Origin of the sequence: Paenibacillus sp. FSL R7-0273 (assembly GCF_000758625.1) — a bacterium.
GTDB lineage: Bacteria > Bacillota > Bacilli > Paenibacillales > Paenibacillaceae > Paenibacillus_AQ.
Genome location: NZ_CP009283.1, coordinates 4,205,319 through 4,220,175, shown reverse-complemented (window position 1 = coordinate 4,220,175; position 14,857 = coordinate 4,205,319). Strand labels below are relative to the sequence as shown.

The 14,857-nt window shown below is 52.3% G+C and carries 14 protein-coding genes; 11 read left to right on the top strand and 3 right to left on the bottom strand.

The genetic code is table 11. From position 1 onward, the window contains the following. Nucleotides 1-410 precede the first annotated feature (410 nt). From miaB to R70723_RS17870, 10 genes are all read left to right on the top strand, one after another. Nucleotides 411-2,018, top strand: coding sequence for a tRNA (N6-isopentenyl adenosine(37)-C2)-methylthiotransferase MiaB (miaB, locus tag R70723_RS17915; RefSeq protein WP_039873934.1), 1,608 nt, complete (start codon nt 411-413; stop codon nt 2,016-2,018). An 18-nt stretch (nt 2,019-2,036) separates the two neighbouring features. Continuing rightward, entirely contained in the window at nt 2,037-2,495 is a 459-nt protein-coding gene (locus R70723_RS17910; RefSeq protein ID WP_039873931.1) for a YlbF/YmcA family competence regulator, read from the top strand. Nucleotides 2,496-2,633: 138 nt separating this feature from the next. Continuing rightward, a complete protein-coding gene (locus tag R70723_RS17905) occupies nt 2,634-3,404 on the top strand; it encodes an NUDIX domain-containing protein (protein ID WP_039873930.1) in 771 nt (256 codons plus the stop codon). A 55-nt stretch (nt 3,405-3,459) separates the two neighbouring features. Further along, nucleotides 3,460-4,008 carry a cysteine hydrolase family protein gene (locus R70723_RS17900; RefSeq protein WP_039873928.1) on the top strand — a complete coding sequence of 183 codons (549 nt, stop codon included), beginning with the start codon at nt 3,460-3,462 and terminating at the stop codon, nt 4,006-4,008. Continuing rightward, a complete protein-coding gene (locus R70723_RS17895; RefSeq protein WP_047171158.1) occupies nt 3,998-5,482 on the top strand; it encodes a nicotinate phosphoribosyltransferase in 1,485 nt (494 codons plus the stop codon). The genes R70723_RS17900 and R70723_RS17895 overlap by 11 nt, the downstream gene beginning before the upstream one ends. Nucleotides 5,483-5,762: 280 nt before the next feature. Continuing rightward, nucleotides 5,763-6,926, top strand: coding sequence for a family 8 glycosyl hydrolase (locus R70723_RS17890; protein WP_081957422.1), 1,164 nt, complete (start codon nt 5,763-5,765; stop codon nt 6,924-6,926). 475 nt (nt 6,927-7,401) lie between these two features. Next, the gene (locus R70723_RS17885) at nt 7,402-8,412 is read left to right on the top strand and encodes a 2-oxoacid:acceptor oxidoreductase family protein (RefSeq protein ID WP_039873923.1); all 1,011 of its coding nucleotides are present in this window, start codon (nt 7,402-7,404) and stop codon (nt 8,410-8,412) included. 26 nt (nt 8,413-8,438) lie between these two features. Then, complete coding sequence (locus R70723_RS17880; protein WP_039873922.1) at nt 8,439-10,745, top strand: thiamine pyrophosphate-dependent enzyme; 2,307 nt, start codon at nt 8,439-8,441, stop codon at nt 10,743-10,745. Nucleotides 10,746-10,949: 204 nt separating this feature from the next. Continuing rightward, nucleotides 10,950-11,549, top strand: coding sequence for a DUF1349 domain-containing protein (locus tag R70723_RS17875; protein ID WP_039873921.1), 600 nt, complete (start codon nt 10,950-10,952; stop codon nt 11,547-11,549). Between the two features lie 101 nt (nt 11,550-11,650). Further along, nucleotides 11,651-11,902, top strand: coding sequence for a hypothetical protein (locus R70723_RS17870; RefSeq protein ID WP_039873920.1), 252 nt, complete (start codon nt 11,651-11,653; stop codon nt 11,900-11,902). A gap of 79 nt (nt 11,903-11,981) precedes the next feature. On the opposite strand, the gene R70723_RS17865 is transcribed toward R70723_RS17870, so the two are convergent. The 3 genes from R70723_RS17865 to R70723_RS17855 form a co-directional block, all read right to left on the bottom strand. After that, nucleotides 11,982-12,497, bottom strand: a complete 516-nt coding sequence (locus R70723_RS17865) for a MogA/MoaB family molybdenum cofactor biosynthesis protein (RefSeq protein ID WP_039873918.1) — start codon at nt 12,495-12,497, stop codon at nt 11,982-11,984. 62 nt (nt 12,498-12,559) lie between these two features. After that, the gene (locus tag R70723_RS17860; protein WP_039873917.1) at nt 12,560-13,186 is read right to left on the bottom strand and encodes a YczE/YyaS/YitT family protein; all 627 of its coding nucleotides are present in this window, start codon (nt 13,184-13,186) and stop codon (nt 12,560-12,562) included. Continuing rightward, nucleotides 13,183-13,629, bottom strand: a complete 447-nt coding sequence (locus R70723_RS17855; RefSeq protein ID WP_039873915.1) for a GNAT family N-acetyltransferase — start codon at nt 13,627-13,629, stop codon at nt 13,183-13,185. The genes R70723_RS17860 and R70723_RS17855 overlap by 4 nt, the downstream gene beginning before the upstream one ends. Nucleotides 13,630-13,806: 177 nt before the next feature. On the opposite strand from R70723_RS17855, the gene R70723_RS17850 reads away from it, so the two are divergent. Then, complete coding sequence (locus R70723_RS17850; protein ID WP_039873913.1) at nt 13,807-14,838, top strand: CobW family GTP-binding protein; 1,032 nt, start codon at nt 13,807-13,809, stop codon at nt 14,836-14,838. Nucleotides 14,839-14,857 lie beyond the last annotated feature (19 nt).

The following is a 14,857-nucleotide window of genomic DNA, read 5'->3' as shown; positions in this document are numbered from 1 at the left end:
TAATCCAGGTATCTGCATAATTAATTCTAGCGGAAAAAGCTGTTATTTTATCATAATATGCAGTTTAGTGTAGAAAAGTGTAACGTTACTGTAACGGTATACTGTTAGACTGGAGTAAAGCTGTATACACGGGGAGATGAATTGCTGAAATGAAGCTGTTTTTTATCTGTGTCAAAAAGTCTAAGCTTGAGATGGTATACCTGCGAATGTACATCCGCCGCCCCAAATGATGTCCTGCCCATAAATAGATAACTCACAGCCTTCCTGCTGACTCCGGCGGGGAGGTTTATTTGTATGCCGTCACTGCCGGATGGATTAGCCTCCATTATTTATGCTATAATTTTTTATTGGCGATAATACAATTAACCGATTTGACTACTGAAGCTTTCATTCATAAAGGACGTGAAAACATGACAATGGGGAATAACTCACCGGACTTAAAATCCGGCCAGGGCGGTTCGAAGGATTACTCGAAATATTTTGATTTTTCTGACGCCAAAGTCATCAGTGAAGAAGAGGGCAAAACCACTTACAGAATCAAAGGCCGGACCGTACAGATCAACTCCAACCCGGATTATAAGGAAGGGAAGCGCCGCGGCAAGCAGGAGATCGAGGTCATTAACTTTGAGGATGCTGAAACGATCCGTATTATGGAGCAATTCCGTGAAATGAACAGCCTGAAGCAGCAGTACTATTTTATAGCCACCTACGGCTGTCAGATGAATGAGCATGATACCGAGACGATGAAGGGCATGCTGGAGGAAATGGGCTATCAGCCGGTGGAGGACCGGAATGAGGCGGATATTATTCTGCTTAACACCTGCGCAATCCGGGAAAATGCCGAGGATAAAGTATTCGGCGAGCTGGGTCACCTCAAAACGCTGAAGCTGGAGAAGCCGGGCCTGCTGCTGGGTGTCTGCGGCTGCATGTCCCAGGAGGAAGGCGTCGTGAACCGGATTATGGCGAAGCACGGCTTCGTGGACATGATTTTTGGTACACATAATATTCACCGTCTGCCGCAGATCATCAAGGAATCGCTGTTCAGCAAGGAGCTGGTTGTCGAGGTGTGGTCCAAGGAAGGCGACATTATTGAGAATCTTCCCAAGAAGCGGGAAGGCATGCGCGCCTGGGTTAACATCATGTACGGCTGTGACAAGTTCTGCACCTACTGCATTGTACCGTTCACCCGGGGTAAAGAGCGCAGCCGCCGTCCGGAGGACGTTATTACCGAAGTTCGCGAGCTGGCCCGTCTGGGTTTCAAGGAAGTAACGCTGCTCGGGCAGAATGTGAACGCATACGGCAAGGATTTTACAGATATGGACTATACATTCGGGGATCTGATGGACGATATGCGTAAGATCGATATTCCGCGCATCCGTTTCATGACATCGCATCCGCGTGATTTTGACGATAGATTAATAGAAGTACTGGGCAAGGGCGGCAATCTGACGGAGCATATCCATCTGCCGGTGCAGTCGGGAAGCAGTGCTGTACTTAAGAAAATGAGCCGCAAATATACGCGCGAAGCCTATCTGGAGCTGGTCTATAAGCTGAAGGCCAGTGTGCCGGAGGCTGTGCTGACCACGGATATTATTGTCGGCTTCCCCGGCGAAACCGAGGAGCAGTTTGAAGAGACGCTGTCCCTGGTCCGTGAAGTAGGTTATGATATGGCATATACCTTTATTTACTCGCCGCGTGAGGGTACACCGGCTGCAGCAATGGAGGATAATGTTCCAATTGAGGTCAAGAACGAGCGGCTGAAGCGCCTGAATGACCTTATCAAGGAGCAGAGCCGGGTCAGCAACGACCGGATGCTCGGTGAGCTGGTGGAGGTGCTGGTCGAAGGGGAGAGCAAGAATAATGCAAGTGTGCTCTCCGGACGATCCCGTGCCAACAAGCTGGTTCATTTTGAAGGTCCGAAGGAGCTGATCGGCAGCTTTGTGCAGGTCAGAATTACAGATACCAAAACCTGGTACATTAAAGGGGATTATGTGGCGGAAGCTGCAGCAGTCCTCTAATTATAGTGAAATGGGGCGATGAGTGTGAGCCAGGACAGTCCGAATGTAAATAAATACGGCATGCAGAGCTTCGATACCCGTGATCTGATTGTGCGTGAGGATATTATGGGCAAAGCGAAGGAGCTTGCAGCACTGATCTCCACCAGTGAGGAAGTGCAGCATTTCCAGCAGGCGGAGCTCAAAATCCAGAATCATGAACGCGTGCAGGGGCTGATTGCCACTATTAAGAAGAAGCAGAAGGAGATCGTCGCCTTTGAAAGCTTCGGCAATAAGGCAATGGTAGCGAAGATTGAACAGGAGATCGAAGCGCTTCAGGATGAGATTGACGGCATTCCGGTTGTGAATGAGTTCCAGCAGAGCCAGAGTGATATCAATTACCTGCTGCAGCTGGTCATTTCAGTTATCAGGGATACCGTTTCTGATAAAATCAATGTGGAGGCCGGCACGGATGCGCCGCCGTCCACCTGCGGAGATTAAACCTGGTGAGGGGGCGGATGCAGATCCGTCCCTTTATTCACATCAAAATGTGGCAGATTTGTTGCTTTTAGAAGAGCAGGTTTGGTACATTAAAAGCTACGAACGGTTAACAAAGCCAGCGGCAAAGGATGATCTAAAGTGAGCGAGAACGTGGAACAAACCTATAACGCCAAAAAATACCGCACTCCGGACGGCGTTCCGGCTGATATAGTAATGTTCACCTTGACGAAGCGGGAACGGAAGACGGTCACCAAGACGCTCCCCCTGCGTGAGCTCAAGGTGATGCTGATCCGGCGCAAGAAATGGCCGTGTGCCGGCATGTGGGCGCTTCCGGGCGGTTTCTGCCAGGAGGACGAGTCCATCTATGACGCGGCAACCCGTGAATTAAAGGAAGAGACCGGCGTTGACGGCGGTCATCTGGAATACCTCGGCGTATACAGCACCCCTGGACGGGATCCGCGCGGCTGGATTATCAGCCATGCTTTTTTTGCGCTGGTCGAAGAATGGATGCTGGAGCAGAGACAGGCCTCGGATGATGCCGGTGAGGTCGGGCTGTTCACACTGCAGGAGGCGCTTGAGGAGCTGGAGCTGGCCTTTGACCACCATGATATTATTACGGATGCTTACCTGCGGATTCAGCAGCAGATGCTGCAGACGACGATTGCCCGGCAGTTTTTGCCCCGGCATTTTACGCTGAGTGAGCTGTATCAGGTTATACAAACGGTAGTACCGGAATTCAAGGAGCCAAATTTTATCCGCAAAATCACGTCAACCCGCAGCCGGCAGGGTATATTAAAGGAAGTGCGTGACGAAGCCGGCAACCTGGTCAGCTCGAACCAGTACTCGCAGCGGCCTGCACAGCTCTACATGTTCACTGACCATGAGCCTTTATTGTCTATTTATACTTAAAGCGCGCTGAATCTGCACTACGCACCACCTACCCATTTTCCAGGAGGTATGTACAATGAAGGCATTGATCGTGATAGATTTCACCAATGATTTTATTGACGGCAGTCTGCCGGTCGGACAGCCGGGAATTGATATTGCAGCCAGAGTGAACGAATTGACAGAGCAGTTTGTGAAGAGCGGGGATTATGTGGTTATGGCGGTAGACCTGCATGAGGAGGCTGATCCGTATCATCCCGAGACCAGACTGTTTCCGCCCCACAACCTGCGGGATACACCGGGACGGGAGCTGTACGGCGGTCTGAAGGCGGTCTATGAAGCGAACCGGGAGTCTATCTACTGGATGGACAAGACGCGTTACAGCGCCTTCTGCGGCACGGATCTGGAGCTGAAGCTGCGTGAGCGGGGCATCAGGGAGCTGCATCTGACCGGCGTCTGCACCGATATCTGTGTGCTGCACACAGCGGTGGATGCTTACAATAAGGGCTTTGATATCATCGTGCACGAGGATGCGGTGGCCAGCTTTAATCCGGACGGCCATACATGGGCGCTGGGGCACTTCCGGGGCAGCCTGGGTGCACAAGTGGTACGTGCCGATGCAGAATAAGACAGGTCTAGGAGATGAGGATTTGAGGAGAGAGCTTGCTCTACATACAGACAAATATCAGATTAATATGATGTACGCCCATTGGGTGAACGGTACCCATAAGCGCAAAGCGGTATTCGAGGGTTATTTCCGCAAGCTGCCGTTTGGCAACGGCTTTGCTGTCTTTGCCGGACTGGAGCGGATTGTCCAATATATCAGGGACCTGCGTTTTACGGAGGATGATGTCCGTTACCTCTCGGAGCAGGAAGAGAATTATGCGCCGGCCTTTCTGGAGGAGCTGCTGCAGTTTCATTTCAAGGGCAATATCCATGCGATGAAGGAAGGGGCGCTTGTCTTCCCGGATGAGCCGCTGGTACGCGTTGAAGGCACCATTATGGAGGCCCAGCTCGTCGAAACGGCGATCCTGAACTTTATGAACTATCAGACCCTGATCGCTACGAAGGCTTCACGGATCAAGCAGGTGGCTCCTAACGACACTCTGCTGGAGTTTGGTACCCGTAGGGCGCAGGAGGCAGATGCGGCAGTGTGGGGCGCACGGGCGGCTTACATCGGCGGATTCCATGCCACCTCAAATATGCTGGCCGGCCGGATGTTCGGCATCCCGACCAAGGGCACGCATGCCCATTCCTGGGTGCAGAGCTTCAGCAGCGAGCAGGAGGCCTTTGATGCTTATGCCAAGGTGATGCCGGACGGCGTTACGCTGCTGGTCGACACCTTTGATACGCTGCGCAGCGGGGTGCCGCATGCGATCAATACGGCCAAGAAGCTGGAGGCCCAGGGCAAGAAGATGAACGGCATCCGGCTGGACAGCGGCGATTTGGCTTACCTGTCGCAGCAGGCCCGCAAGATGCTGGACGAAGCCGGGCTGGACTACGTGAAGATTGTAGCCTCCAATGATCTGGACGAGAACACGATCATGGACCTTAAGCTGCAGGGTGCGGCAATCGATACCTGGGGCGTCGGCACGCAGCTGATTACAGCTGCCGACCAGCCTTCCCTGGGCGGCGTGTATAAGCTGGTAGAGATTGAGTCAGCTACCGGTGAGATGATCCCGACGATCAAGATCTCCTCCAATCCCGAGAAGGTCTCTACCCCGGGTAAAAAGGATGTATTCCGCATTGTCGGCGCAAACGGCAAGGCGATGGCTGACTACATTAACTTCCCTGATGAGGCTGCCCCGCTTAACGGCGCCCGCATCAAGCTGTTCAACCCGCTGCATCCGTATCTGCGCAAGAATGTCGACAAGTATGAGGCGCTGCCGATGCTGGAGCCGATTTTTGTGAACGGGTTCCAGGTGTACTCCCTGCCGACACTAGAGGAGATCCGCCGCTACCATGAGCAGCAGCTCGATCTGTTCTGGCCGGAATATCTGCGTAAGCTGAATCCCGAGGTGTACCGCGTGAACCTCAGCGAGCAGGTATGGAACCGCAAGCAGCAGCTGATCGCCGAGCATATGCAGCTGGATAACGAATAGCAGATGTCCCCTTTTAAATGCGAATAAATCAGGCTGTCCTTCCGCAATCAGGCTATGCGGGCAGGGCAGCTTTTTTCATGTTGACAGAGATAAAATGGAATATTATAGTAAATGTGCTGATTCAGCATAGCTGTTAGCTTCGCCAGTCCGCTATGCGGACAGTGCATGTATGCATTGGCTGCAGGACTGATCCCATTTTAAGGAGTGAAGCGTTATTAATAAGACAACCAAGCATACACTGGGGTGGAAAAGCTGCTTAATCCTCTGTCTGGCGCTGTTTATGCTGCCGGCCGGCTCCGCACTGGCTGCGGTCAATAAACCGTTCCCGCAGCATACCGTCTATACAAGCGGCACGATCAAGCCGAACCATGTCACGCAGGCAAGTATGGACAATGCCGTTAAGACAAAGTGGAATGAGTGGAAGGCGGCTTATCTGAAGCCCGCCGGCACGGGTAAATATTATGTGAAATATAATTCGGACGGGGAAACCGCATCCGAGGCCCATGGCTACGGGATGCTCTTCACTGTGCTAATGGCGGGATATGATGCCAACGCGCAGACTTATTTCAATGGACTCTATCAATATTACACCGCTCATCCCAGCTCCATTAACCCGTATCTGATGTCCTGGAAGCAGAACAGCAGCTTTCAGAATATTGAGGGGGAGGACTCCGCAACGGATGGCGATATGGATATTGCCTTTGCCCTTCTTCTTGCCGACCGGCAGTGGGGCAGCACCGGCACTGTAAACTATCTGGCGGCTGCCGGCAATATCATTGGAGCCATCATGGACAATGAGATTAATCAGACGCAGTGGACGATCCGTTTGGGCGACTGGGGCAACAGCGGCTCTTATAATACAGCGACTAGACCTTCGGACTTTATGCTGGGTCATCTGAAGGCCTTCAAGACGGCTTCCGGGGACGCACGCTGGGGAAATGTGACCGACAAGACCTATTCCATTATTAACAGCCTGTATACTGGCTACAGTGCCTCTACGGGCCTGCTGCCGGATTTCGTTATTTATTCGGGAGGTGCCTATAACCCGGCTGCAGCCGGGTTTCTGGAGGATGCCAATGACGGGAATTACAATTATAATTCCTGCCGGACACCTTGGAGGATTGCGACGGACTATCTGATCACCGGCGATAACCGTGCAATCAGCCAGCTTACCCAGCTTAACAGCTGGATCAAGACAAAGGTAAGCAGCTCGCCTGGAAGCATCAAGGACGGCTATAAGCTGAACGGTACAACATTCGGAAGCTATAACAGCGGAGCTTTTTACGCCCCCTTTGGCGTCAGTGCGATGATTTCTTCATCTAATCAGAGCTGGCTGAACTCGCTATGGAGCCATACAGCCGGCAGCGCGGCGGAGGATTATTATGAGGACAGCATCAAGCTGTTTTCGATGATCGTAATGTCGGGCAACTGGTGGACGTACTAGAAACGGATATACTGCAGGCCAGCCCATCTCCGGATGGGCTTTTTGCCTTGTTTTTATTGCGCGGAAAGTGTTTCAGGCACCTGCGGATTGTAAAAAATTCCTCTGTCAAAAGCTATAAAAATCATTGACGCCCATGTCATTGATATGCATTCTCAATTGAAAAATGTGATGAATTTAACATCTTAATTTTTAATTTTATTGCTAAATTAAGAAGACCCTTGTATCCACGGAGCTTTGGAAAATAGCGGATTACACACAATTTTCACATTCTGCAATTTCTATGGCAGGTTATCTTCTTTCTAGGTAACGCAGTACTGTCGCATATAAAGAAATCGCTTGAAATCTATAAATTATTGTGATTCCCTAAGCCGTGGAAATGCAAGATTTGTCACATTCGTTACCATCATTATCACGTTACAATTATTGAAAAAGTCAAAAGGAATGTTTTATTTGACACTCGAAAGGGGTTATGTCGGTGGTACAACTACCAAAAGTCAACAGCCTGGGATTCTTTGAAATCCGGCTGGAATCCATCGGAGGGCTAGGGGCAAACCTGGCTGGTAAGATGCTAGCAGAAGCAGGTGTAGTAGGCGCGGGACTGAACGGCGTGAGCTTCTCATCCTATGGCTCAGAGAAAAAAGGCTCAGCTGTAAAAGCCCATATCCGGTTCTGCGATCTGAATACGCATATCCGTGATACTTCTCCGGTAGAGCGCCCGCATGTGGTCGGCGTATTCCATGAAGCACTTGCCAAGACCGTCAACGTTACCAGCGGAATCAGTGAGGACAGCACCGTTCTTGTGAACTCGGCCAGGACGCCGGAAGAACTCAGAGAATTGCTGAAGCTGAAGGGCGGAACGATTGCAGTCATTGATGCGACCAGCATTGCGCTGAAAGAGAAGAATCGCGTAAATATGGCGATGCTCGGCGCGCTGTTCCGGCTCTGCCCGTTCCTTGACACCGAAACGATGAAGGGCGTTATCGAGAAATCGCTCGGGAAGAAATATCCGCAGGCAGTGCAATCAGCAATCACTACCTTTGAGCGCGGCTACAATGAAGTGAAGTTTATGCACTTCGAGCTGCCTGAGGGAGAGGTCATGCCTGAGTATGTTCGCTCTGACATCTCTCCGCTTGGTTATGAAACTCAGCCGATGGGCGGATCGATTGTCAATCCCGGCAACAGCTTCCTGAAGAATCTCAGTATTTCCCGTTCCGGCATGATTCCGGCTTATGAGAACGAGTCCTGTATCAACTGTGCACAGTGCGATACCGTCTGTCCGGACCAGTGCTTTGTCTGGGAAGAACGGCTTGACCGCAAGGGGCGTTCGCAGATGTTCCTGCTGGGTATCGATTACCAGTACTGCAAAGGCTGCCTGAAATGCGTCGGCGCCTGCCCGACCTCGGCCCTGTCCATCATCCGTGAGCAGGAAGGCTATGCGGACAGCCATACGGTGCATCATACGTTTGATTTGGTCTCGCAATTATAAATCCGGTAAGAAGGGCGGAATGAACAATGGCTATTGATTATGAAAAAGAAATAGGCTCTTCCAAGGTAGAGCAGAAATTCCTCTATGAATCAGGCAATGAAATGGCAGCTTATGCTGCGCACCAGATCAATTATCATGTTATGGGATACTTCCCGATCTCGCCGTCGACCGAGGTAGCCCAGTTCCTCGATACAATGAAGGCGAGCGGGCAGCACGATATTATGCTTGTGCCATCAGACGGTGAACACAGCTCGGCGGGGATCTGCTACGGTGCCTCGACTGCGGGCGGACGCGTATTCAACGCAACCAGCGCACAAGGCTACATGTTCATGCTGGAGCAGCTGCCCGTACAGGCAGGTACGCGTATGCCTATGGTTATGAACCTGGTCTGCCGTTCGATCTCAGGCCCGCTGAATATTCACGGTGATCACTCCGATTTGTATTTTGCACTCAATACCGGCTGGCCGATTCTGATGTGCCGTGACCCGCAATCGGTCTACGACATGAATCTGATGGCACTGAAGCTGGCAGAACATGCGAAGGTCCGTCTTCCGGTAATGGTTGCTTCCGACGGATATTTCACCTCACACCAGAAGCGCCGTGTGCAGGCTTTTGCACACCGTGAGGATGTACACAAATTCGTAGGCGAACAGCCGCCGGCAGGCTTTACAGATACGCTTGACCGCAACAACCCGGTTACCGTCGGTCCTTACATGAATGAGCCGGATTATATTAACAACCGTTACCAGCAGTCTGTAGCAATGTATAATGCCGGTGAGGTGTTTGAAGAGATTGCCCAGGAATTTGCTGAGCTGACCGGCCGCCGCTATGAGATGATCGAGCAGTACCGGATGGATGATGCTGATGTTGCCGTCTTCCTGATGAACTCGGCGTCCGAGATCATCAAGGATGTCGTTGACCAGCTGCGTCTGCAGGGCATTAAGGCCGGAGCGATTTCACCGAATATGATCCGCCCGTTCCCGCAGAAGCAGATTGCCGAAGCATTGAAGAATGTGAAAGCTATTACTGTCGGTGACCGTGCTGACTCCGTCGGCGGACACGGCGGTAACATGGTTAATGAAATCAAGGCAGCCCTGTTCACCTATGGCAATACAACAACCAAGGTAATCAGCCGGATTTACGGCCTGGGCGGTAAGGACTTCTACGCTGAGGACGGCCATCACTTCTTCCAGCTGGCTATGGATGCAGTTGTTGCCGACCGTGTGGAAGTGCCCTTCGATTACTACGGTCACAATCCGGGCGAGCCGGACAAAGCGCCTAAGCGCCTGCTGAAGCCGATGGATTTCGACGCATTGAAATCAGGCCTGATCACGGTCACCAAGAATGAAGAAACCGGCAAGCTGGCCGTTAAGGTTCCGCCTGTACGCAGTCTGATGAAGAAGCCGAGACGTCTGTCACCGGGTCACGGCGCATGTCCGGGCTGCGGTATTTTCTCCGGTCTTGAGCTGTTCTTCAGAGGCATTGAAGGGGATATCGTTGCGCTGTACCATACAGGCTGCGCCATGGTTACAACGACAGGTTATCCGTATTCCTCCCATAAATCGACGTTCATCCACAATCTGTTCCAGAACGGTGCGGCTACACTGTCCGGTGTAGTAGAGATGTTCTGGGAACGCAAACGCCGCGGCGAGCTGGACGGACTGGGTCTGAAAGAGGACTTTACCTTCGTAATGGTTACCGGCGACGGCGGTATGGATATCGGTATGGGGCCTGCAATCGGTGCCGCCCTGCGCGGACACAAAATGATTATCGTCGAGTATGATAACGAAGGCTATATGAACACCGGAGCCCAGCAGTCCTATTCGACTCCGCTAGGTCACCGTACTTCGACTTCGAGCATCGGCAAAACCCAGCAGGGTAAGGTTACACAGCACAAGGATACTGCCCAGATTATGGCGGCTACCAACATTCCTTATGTGTTCACCGGCTGTGAGGCTTACCCGCAGGATCTGCTCAAGAAAGCAGCGAAGGCACAGTGGTATGCACAGAATGAAGGTCTGGTCTACGGCAAGATTCTGATCGCCTGCCCGCTGAACTGGATGAGCGATGACAAGGAAGGGACTAATATTGTATCCCTGGCTGTCGAATCCTGTTTCTTCCCGCTGTATGAGGTGGAGCAGGGTGTTACCAATATCACCTACAATCCTGAAGACAAGAATAAGCGGGTAGAAGTATCTGCCTGGCTGAAGACGATGGGTAAAACCCGCCATCTGCTCAAGCCTGAGAATGAGCCTGCCCTGCGCAGCTTTGAGGGCGAGGTTCAGCGCCGCTGGAGCAAGCTAAAAGCCAAGCATGAGCACCCTGATTTGTAAGCAGCATCCGCAATCCTGTAGCATAATTATTCACAGCCTGACAGAGCTCTGTCAGGCTGTGTTTTTGCCTGCAGAGAAGTTTTCACTTGCGGGGATGAAGGAAAGCTGCATTTTCAGCCGAATTTGATAGAGTAGCATTAATAATGGGTACTGTTAAGCTTCGGCAATTCATTCAATTAAATCCGGTAAAGGAGCGTGCAGGTAATGAAAAAGGTGGACTGGCAGGCTGGCATCTGGAGTAATGAACCACATTCTGTAGCGGACCAGAACGGTAAGCTGATTGTTCAGGCAGTGGAGGGCAGTGATTACTGGCAGAAAACGATGTACGGATTCCAGCATAATAACGGGCATGCGCTGCTCTCGGCATGGGAAGAAGGGACCGCAGTGGAGGTCAGCTTTGCTGCGGGAAGCCTTACCGAGCTGTACGATCAGGCAGGCATAATGCTGTGGCACAGCCCGCTGCAGTGGATTAAGGCCGGGATCGAAATCAATGACGGCGTGCCGCATGCAGGCGCTGTTGTGACGGATCAATATTCAGACTGGTCTCTGTCACCTGTACCGGAATGGGCCGGCCGGACCATTACGATCCGTGCCTCACGCCTGAAGGATGCGGTAATTATCAGAGCCAGAACCGACGGGCACCCCTGGCGTACGCTCAGGGTCGCCAGATTTCCCTATACGTCCCAGGTACAGGCCGGCCCGATGCTCTGTGCCCCGACCAGACCCGGACTGAGGGTGGAGTTCACCGGCTGGGTGATAACAGAGCCGGATACGGATGTTCATGATGAGCCGCCGGGAGAATAGCCTGGTTGGGATTTGTTATCTACAGATAAATCAAGCTTGCATAATTACCGTTTCTCTCAGCCATTCTAATCCTATAAATATCCCGCTGGGAGGAAGATGAGATGAGAGTCCCGATTATATTGCTGGCGGCTGCACTGGCTGCCGGGATAGCAGATACAGCAGGTACAGCAAGCACAGAAGCTAAAGGTAACCACCAGCAAGCCTATATCAAGTCCTCTGGACGTATGGAACGGTTATCAGAAATCCCTGCTGCAAGGCTCTATACCTCTTTGGACAAGGAGAAGGGCAAGTATACCGAGAAGATAAAGGCGCTGCTGGATCAGCTGCTGAGCGGGCTGCATGCCGCCCATTAGCCGCCTGAGTATGCCCTGCACATTAAACAGGCCGGTAGCTGCATCGACGGATGCGTTCCCGGCCTGTTTATACGTTCAGCTATTCCTTCTTATAAATCTCCCGCATCACATGGCGCAGCTCCGGCACAATCAGCCGGCTCATAGCGAGCCTGATCGCGCCTGTAGAGCCGGGCATCGAGAAGACGGCGGTGTTGCCGATCGTGCCGGCGATGGCCCGGCTGAGAATGGCGGCGGAGCCGATATCCTCTGTGAAGCTGAGCAGCCGGAAAATCTCGCCGAAGCCCGGCAGCGATTTGTCCAGCAGCGAGGCCACTGCCTCATAGGTGGTATCACGGGGAGAAATACCGGTACCGCCGGTCAGCAGCACCGCCTCGATGCCGGAATGAACGGAGCTTTTGTAGACCAGCTCGCGGATTTCCTCATAATCATCTTTTACAATAGTGCGCCCTACAACCTGATAGCCGGCTTCTTCAAGCATAGAGGCCAGAAGCTGGCCGCCGGTGTCCGTTTCCGCTGTCCGGGTATCGGAGACCGTAATAACGTAACAGGCTACAGTCTGCGGGGCTTGCTTGCGGTGCTCATCGACAGATGACATTGTATCCACTCCTAACATCCAAGTCTGTTCCTTATCCTCTTATTTACCCATATTCTCCAAATTTATAAGGGCTGCTTCATAGCATTCCTGTCGAGAGCCTTCTGTACAACCGGCATGAAAAAATTCAGAATGAAGCCGCCCAGACAAACCGTCAGCAGCGTCCCGATCCCGACAGGACCGTTAAAAATAAAAGCCGTCAGCAGGAACACCACATACAGGAGGGTCCGGGTAAAAAAGATGCTGCGTCCCGTCAGCTTTTGTAATAATAACGTTAACCGGTCTAAAGGGGAAGGTGCAAATTTGGCGTGCAGATATACGGCAGTGCCCAATCCTGTGACGATTAAGCCTATTACAAAGCAAACCACTTTGCCGCCAAGCAGCTCAGGTTCAATCCGGCTACTCAGCAGAAACAGCCACATATCGATTCCCAGGCCGGTTACAAAAGCAGTAGCCAGGCCCAGAACCTCAGGCCGCGACCGGGACAGGCAGGTGTTACCAATCAGCAGCAGCACGGCAATCAGAATTTCCCAGCTTCCGACGGTCAGCCCGACATTTCCGGAAAGCCCGACCAGGGTTGCATCAAACGGAGATGCCCCAAGGCCGGATTGTATGGTCAAGGAGATTCCAAGCGTTAGTATGAACAGCCCGCCGACGAACAAAGCGCCTGCCGTTACGCGCGGGCTGTTCATACCGGAGATACGGAAAAAGCCTTTGTCATCAAAACATGCGGGATGCCGTCTTCCATAAATTCTGCGGATGAGACCTGGTACCCCAGCTTTTCATAAAAGCCCCTGGCCTGTGTCTGGCCATGCAGCTTGACTCCGGTGAAGCCCTGTTCGTCTGCCAGCTTCTCGAGAATGGCGATAATCTCCTTGCCGATTCCGGCTTTGCGGTACGGCTCAAGAATACAGATACGCTCCAGCTTTCCTTTTCCGTCAAAAGCGCGGATCCGCCCTGTTCCTGCTGGCTGTCCGTCAGCATAAGCCAGTACATGCCGGCATTTGCCCTCCAGTGTATCGAATTCATCGAATTCATCAGCAAGAGGTACCCCCTGTTCCTCAACAAAGACCCGCTTTCTTATTGAAAATGCAGCTTCAAGCTCTTCAGGTAATGCAATAACCTGTACGTTCATTTTGTCCTCAATCCTTTCTGCACATATAAATCATCTACAAAGTATAAACAAAAATAATATTGTTGTAAATGCAATAAAAATTTCAATTGAAAGAGGTGCGCCGTTGTGTGCCTTGCTTGTGCAGTCAGACTGTAGTACACTCGCTACCATACGGAATTTTTGGGGGAGCGATGAAGCATGGAACAACAGGCATTGCCGGTTTATATATTATCCGGGTTTCTGGGAAGCGGTAAAACTACACTGCTGCAGCGGCTGCTGGATCACTGGAAAGGCCAGGGGCTGCGTCCGGCGGTTATCATGAATGAGCTGGGGGAGGTTAATCTGGACGGTCTCCTGGTCGAGCAGGAGGTCCCTATGGCGGAGATGCTGGGCGGCTGCATCTGCTGCACAAGCCGCGGCGATCTCAGCACAGAGCTGACTACACTTGTCAAAAAGGAAGCGCCTGATGTTGTGGTTATTGAAGCTACCGGCGCTGCGAACCCGCTCGAAATCGTCGATGCGGTGACCGAAACCTCGCTGTATCAGCAGGTGGAGCTGAAGGGGCTGATTACCGTCGTCGATACCGCACATCTGCTGGAGCTGTACCGCTCACAGCAGGGGGCTACCTACCGGCTCATGCAGGAGCAGATCCGCTGCGCCTCGGTGCTGATTCTGAACAAAACAGACAGAGTGAGTGCGGAGGAGGCTGCGGAAATTTCGGCGGTGCTGCGGAAATGGAATGCCTATGCCGGGATTCTGCCGGCTGTGCGCTGTGCGCTTGATCCGGAGTCCCTGCTTGGCGGTCTGGGCGGCGTACATTTGGATGGCGGAAGCGAGGACCAGGAGGCTTCCGGTGATGCTGTACTTAGTAAGGAAGAAGCTGCCGGACAACCGGGTAAAGCACACCGGACCCATGACCACGTTATGGCGTATACCCATTATTTCAAAAATGCCGTGAACAGCGAGGAGTTTGAACGGTTCGTGAAGGAGCTGCCGCGCGACGTATACCGTGCCAAGGGAATCATTACGTTCAGCGACACGGCCAGCCGGTTTTTATTCCAGTATGCCTACCGGGAAGCCGATTTTATGAAAATTACCCCGCAGGGGGATGTGCCGGATGTGGCTGTATTCATCGGCGAGCATTTCTCGTCCGGAGAGCTGCGCGATGGGCTTTTACAGCTGGAGAAGCGGTTGTTCAGCCGGCCTTCCGCAGTCAGAAGAAGCCTTTAGGCTATTTTTGGACTGGTTC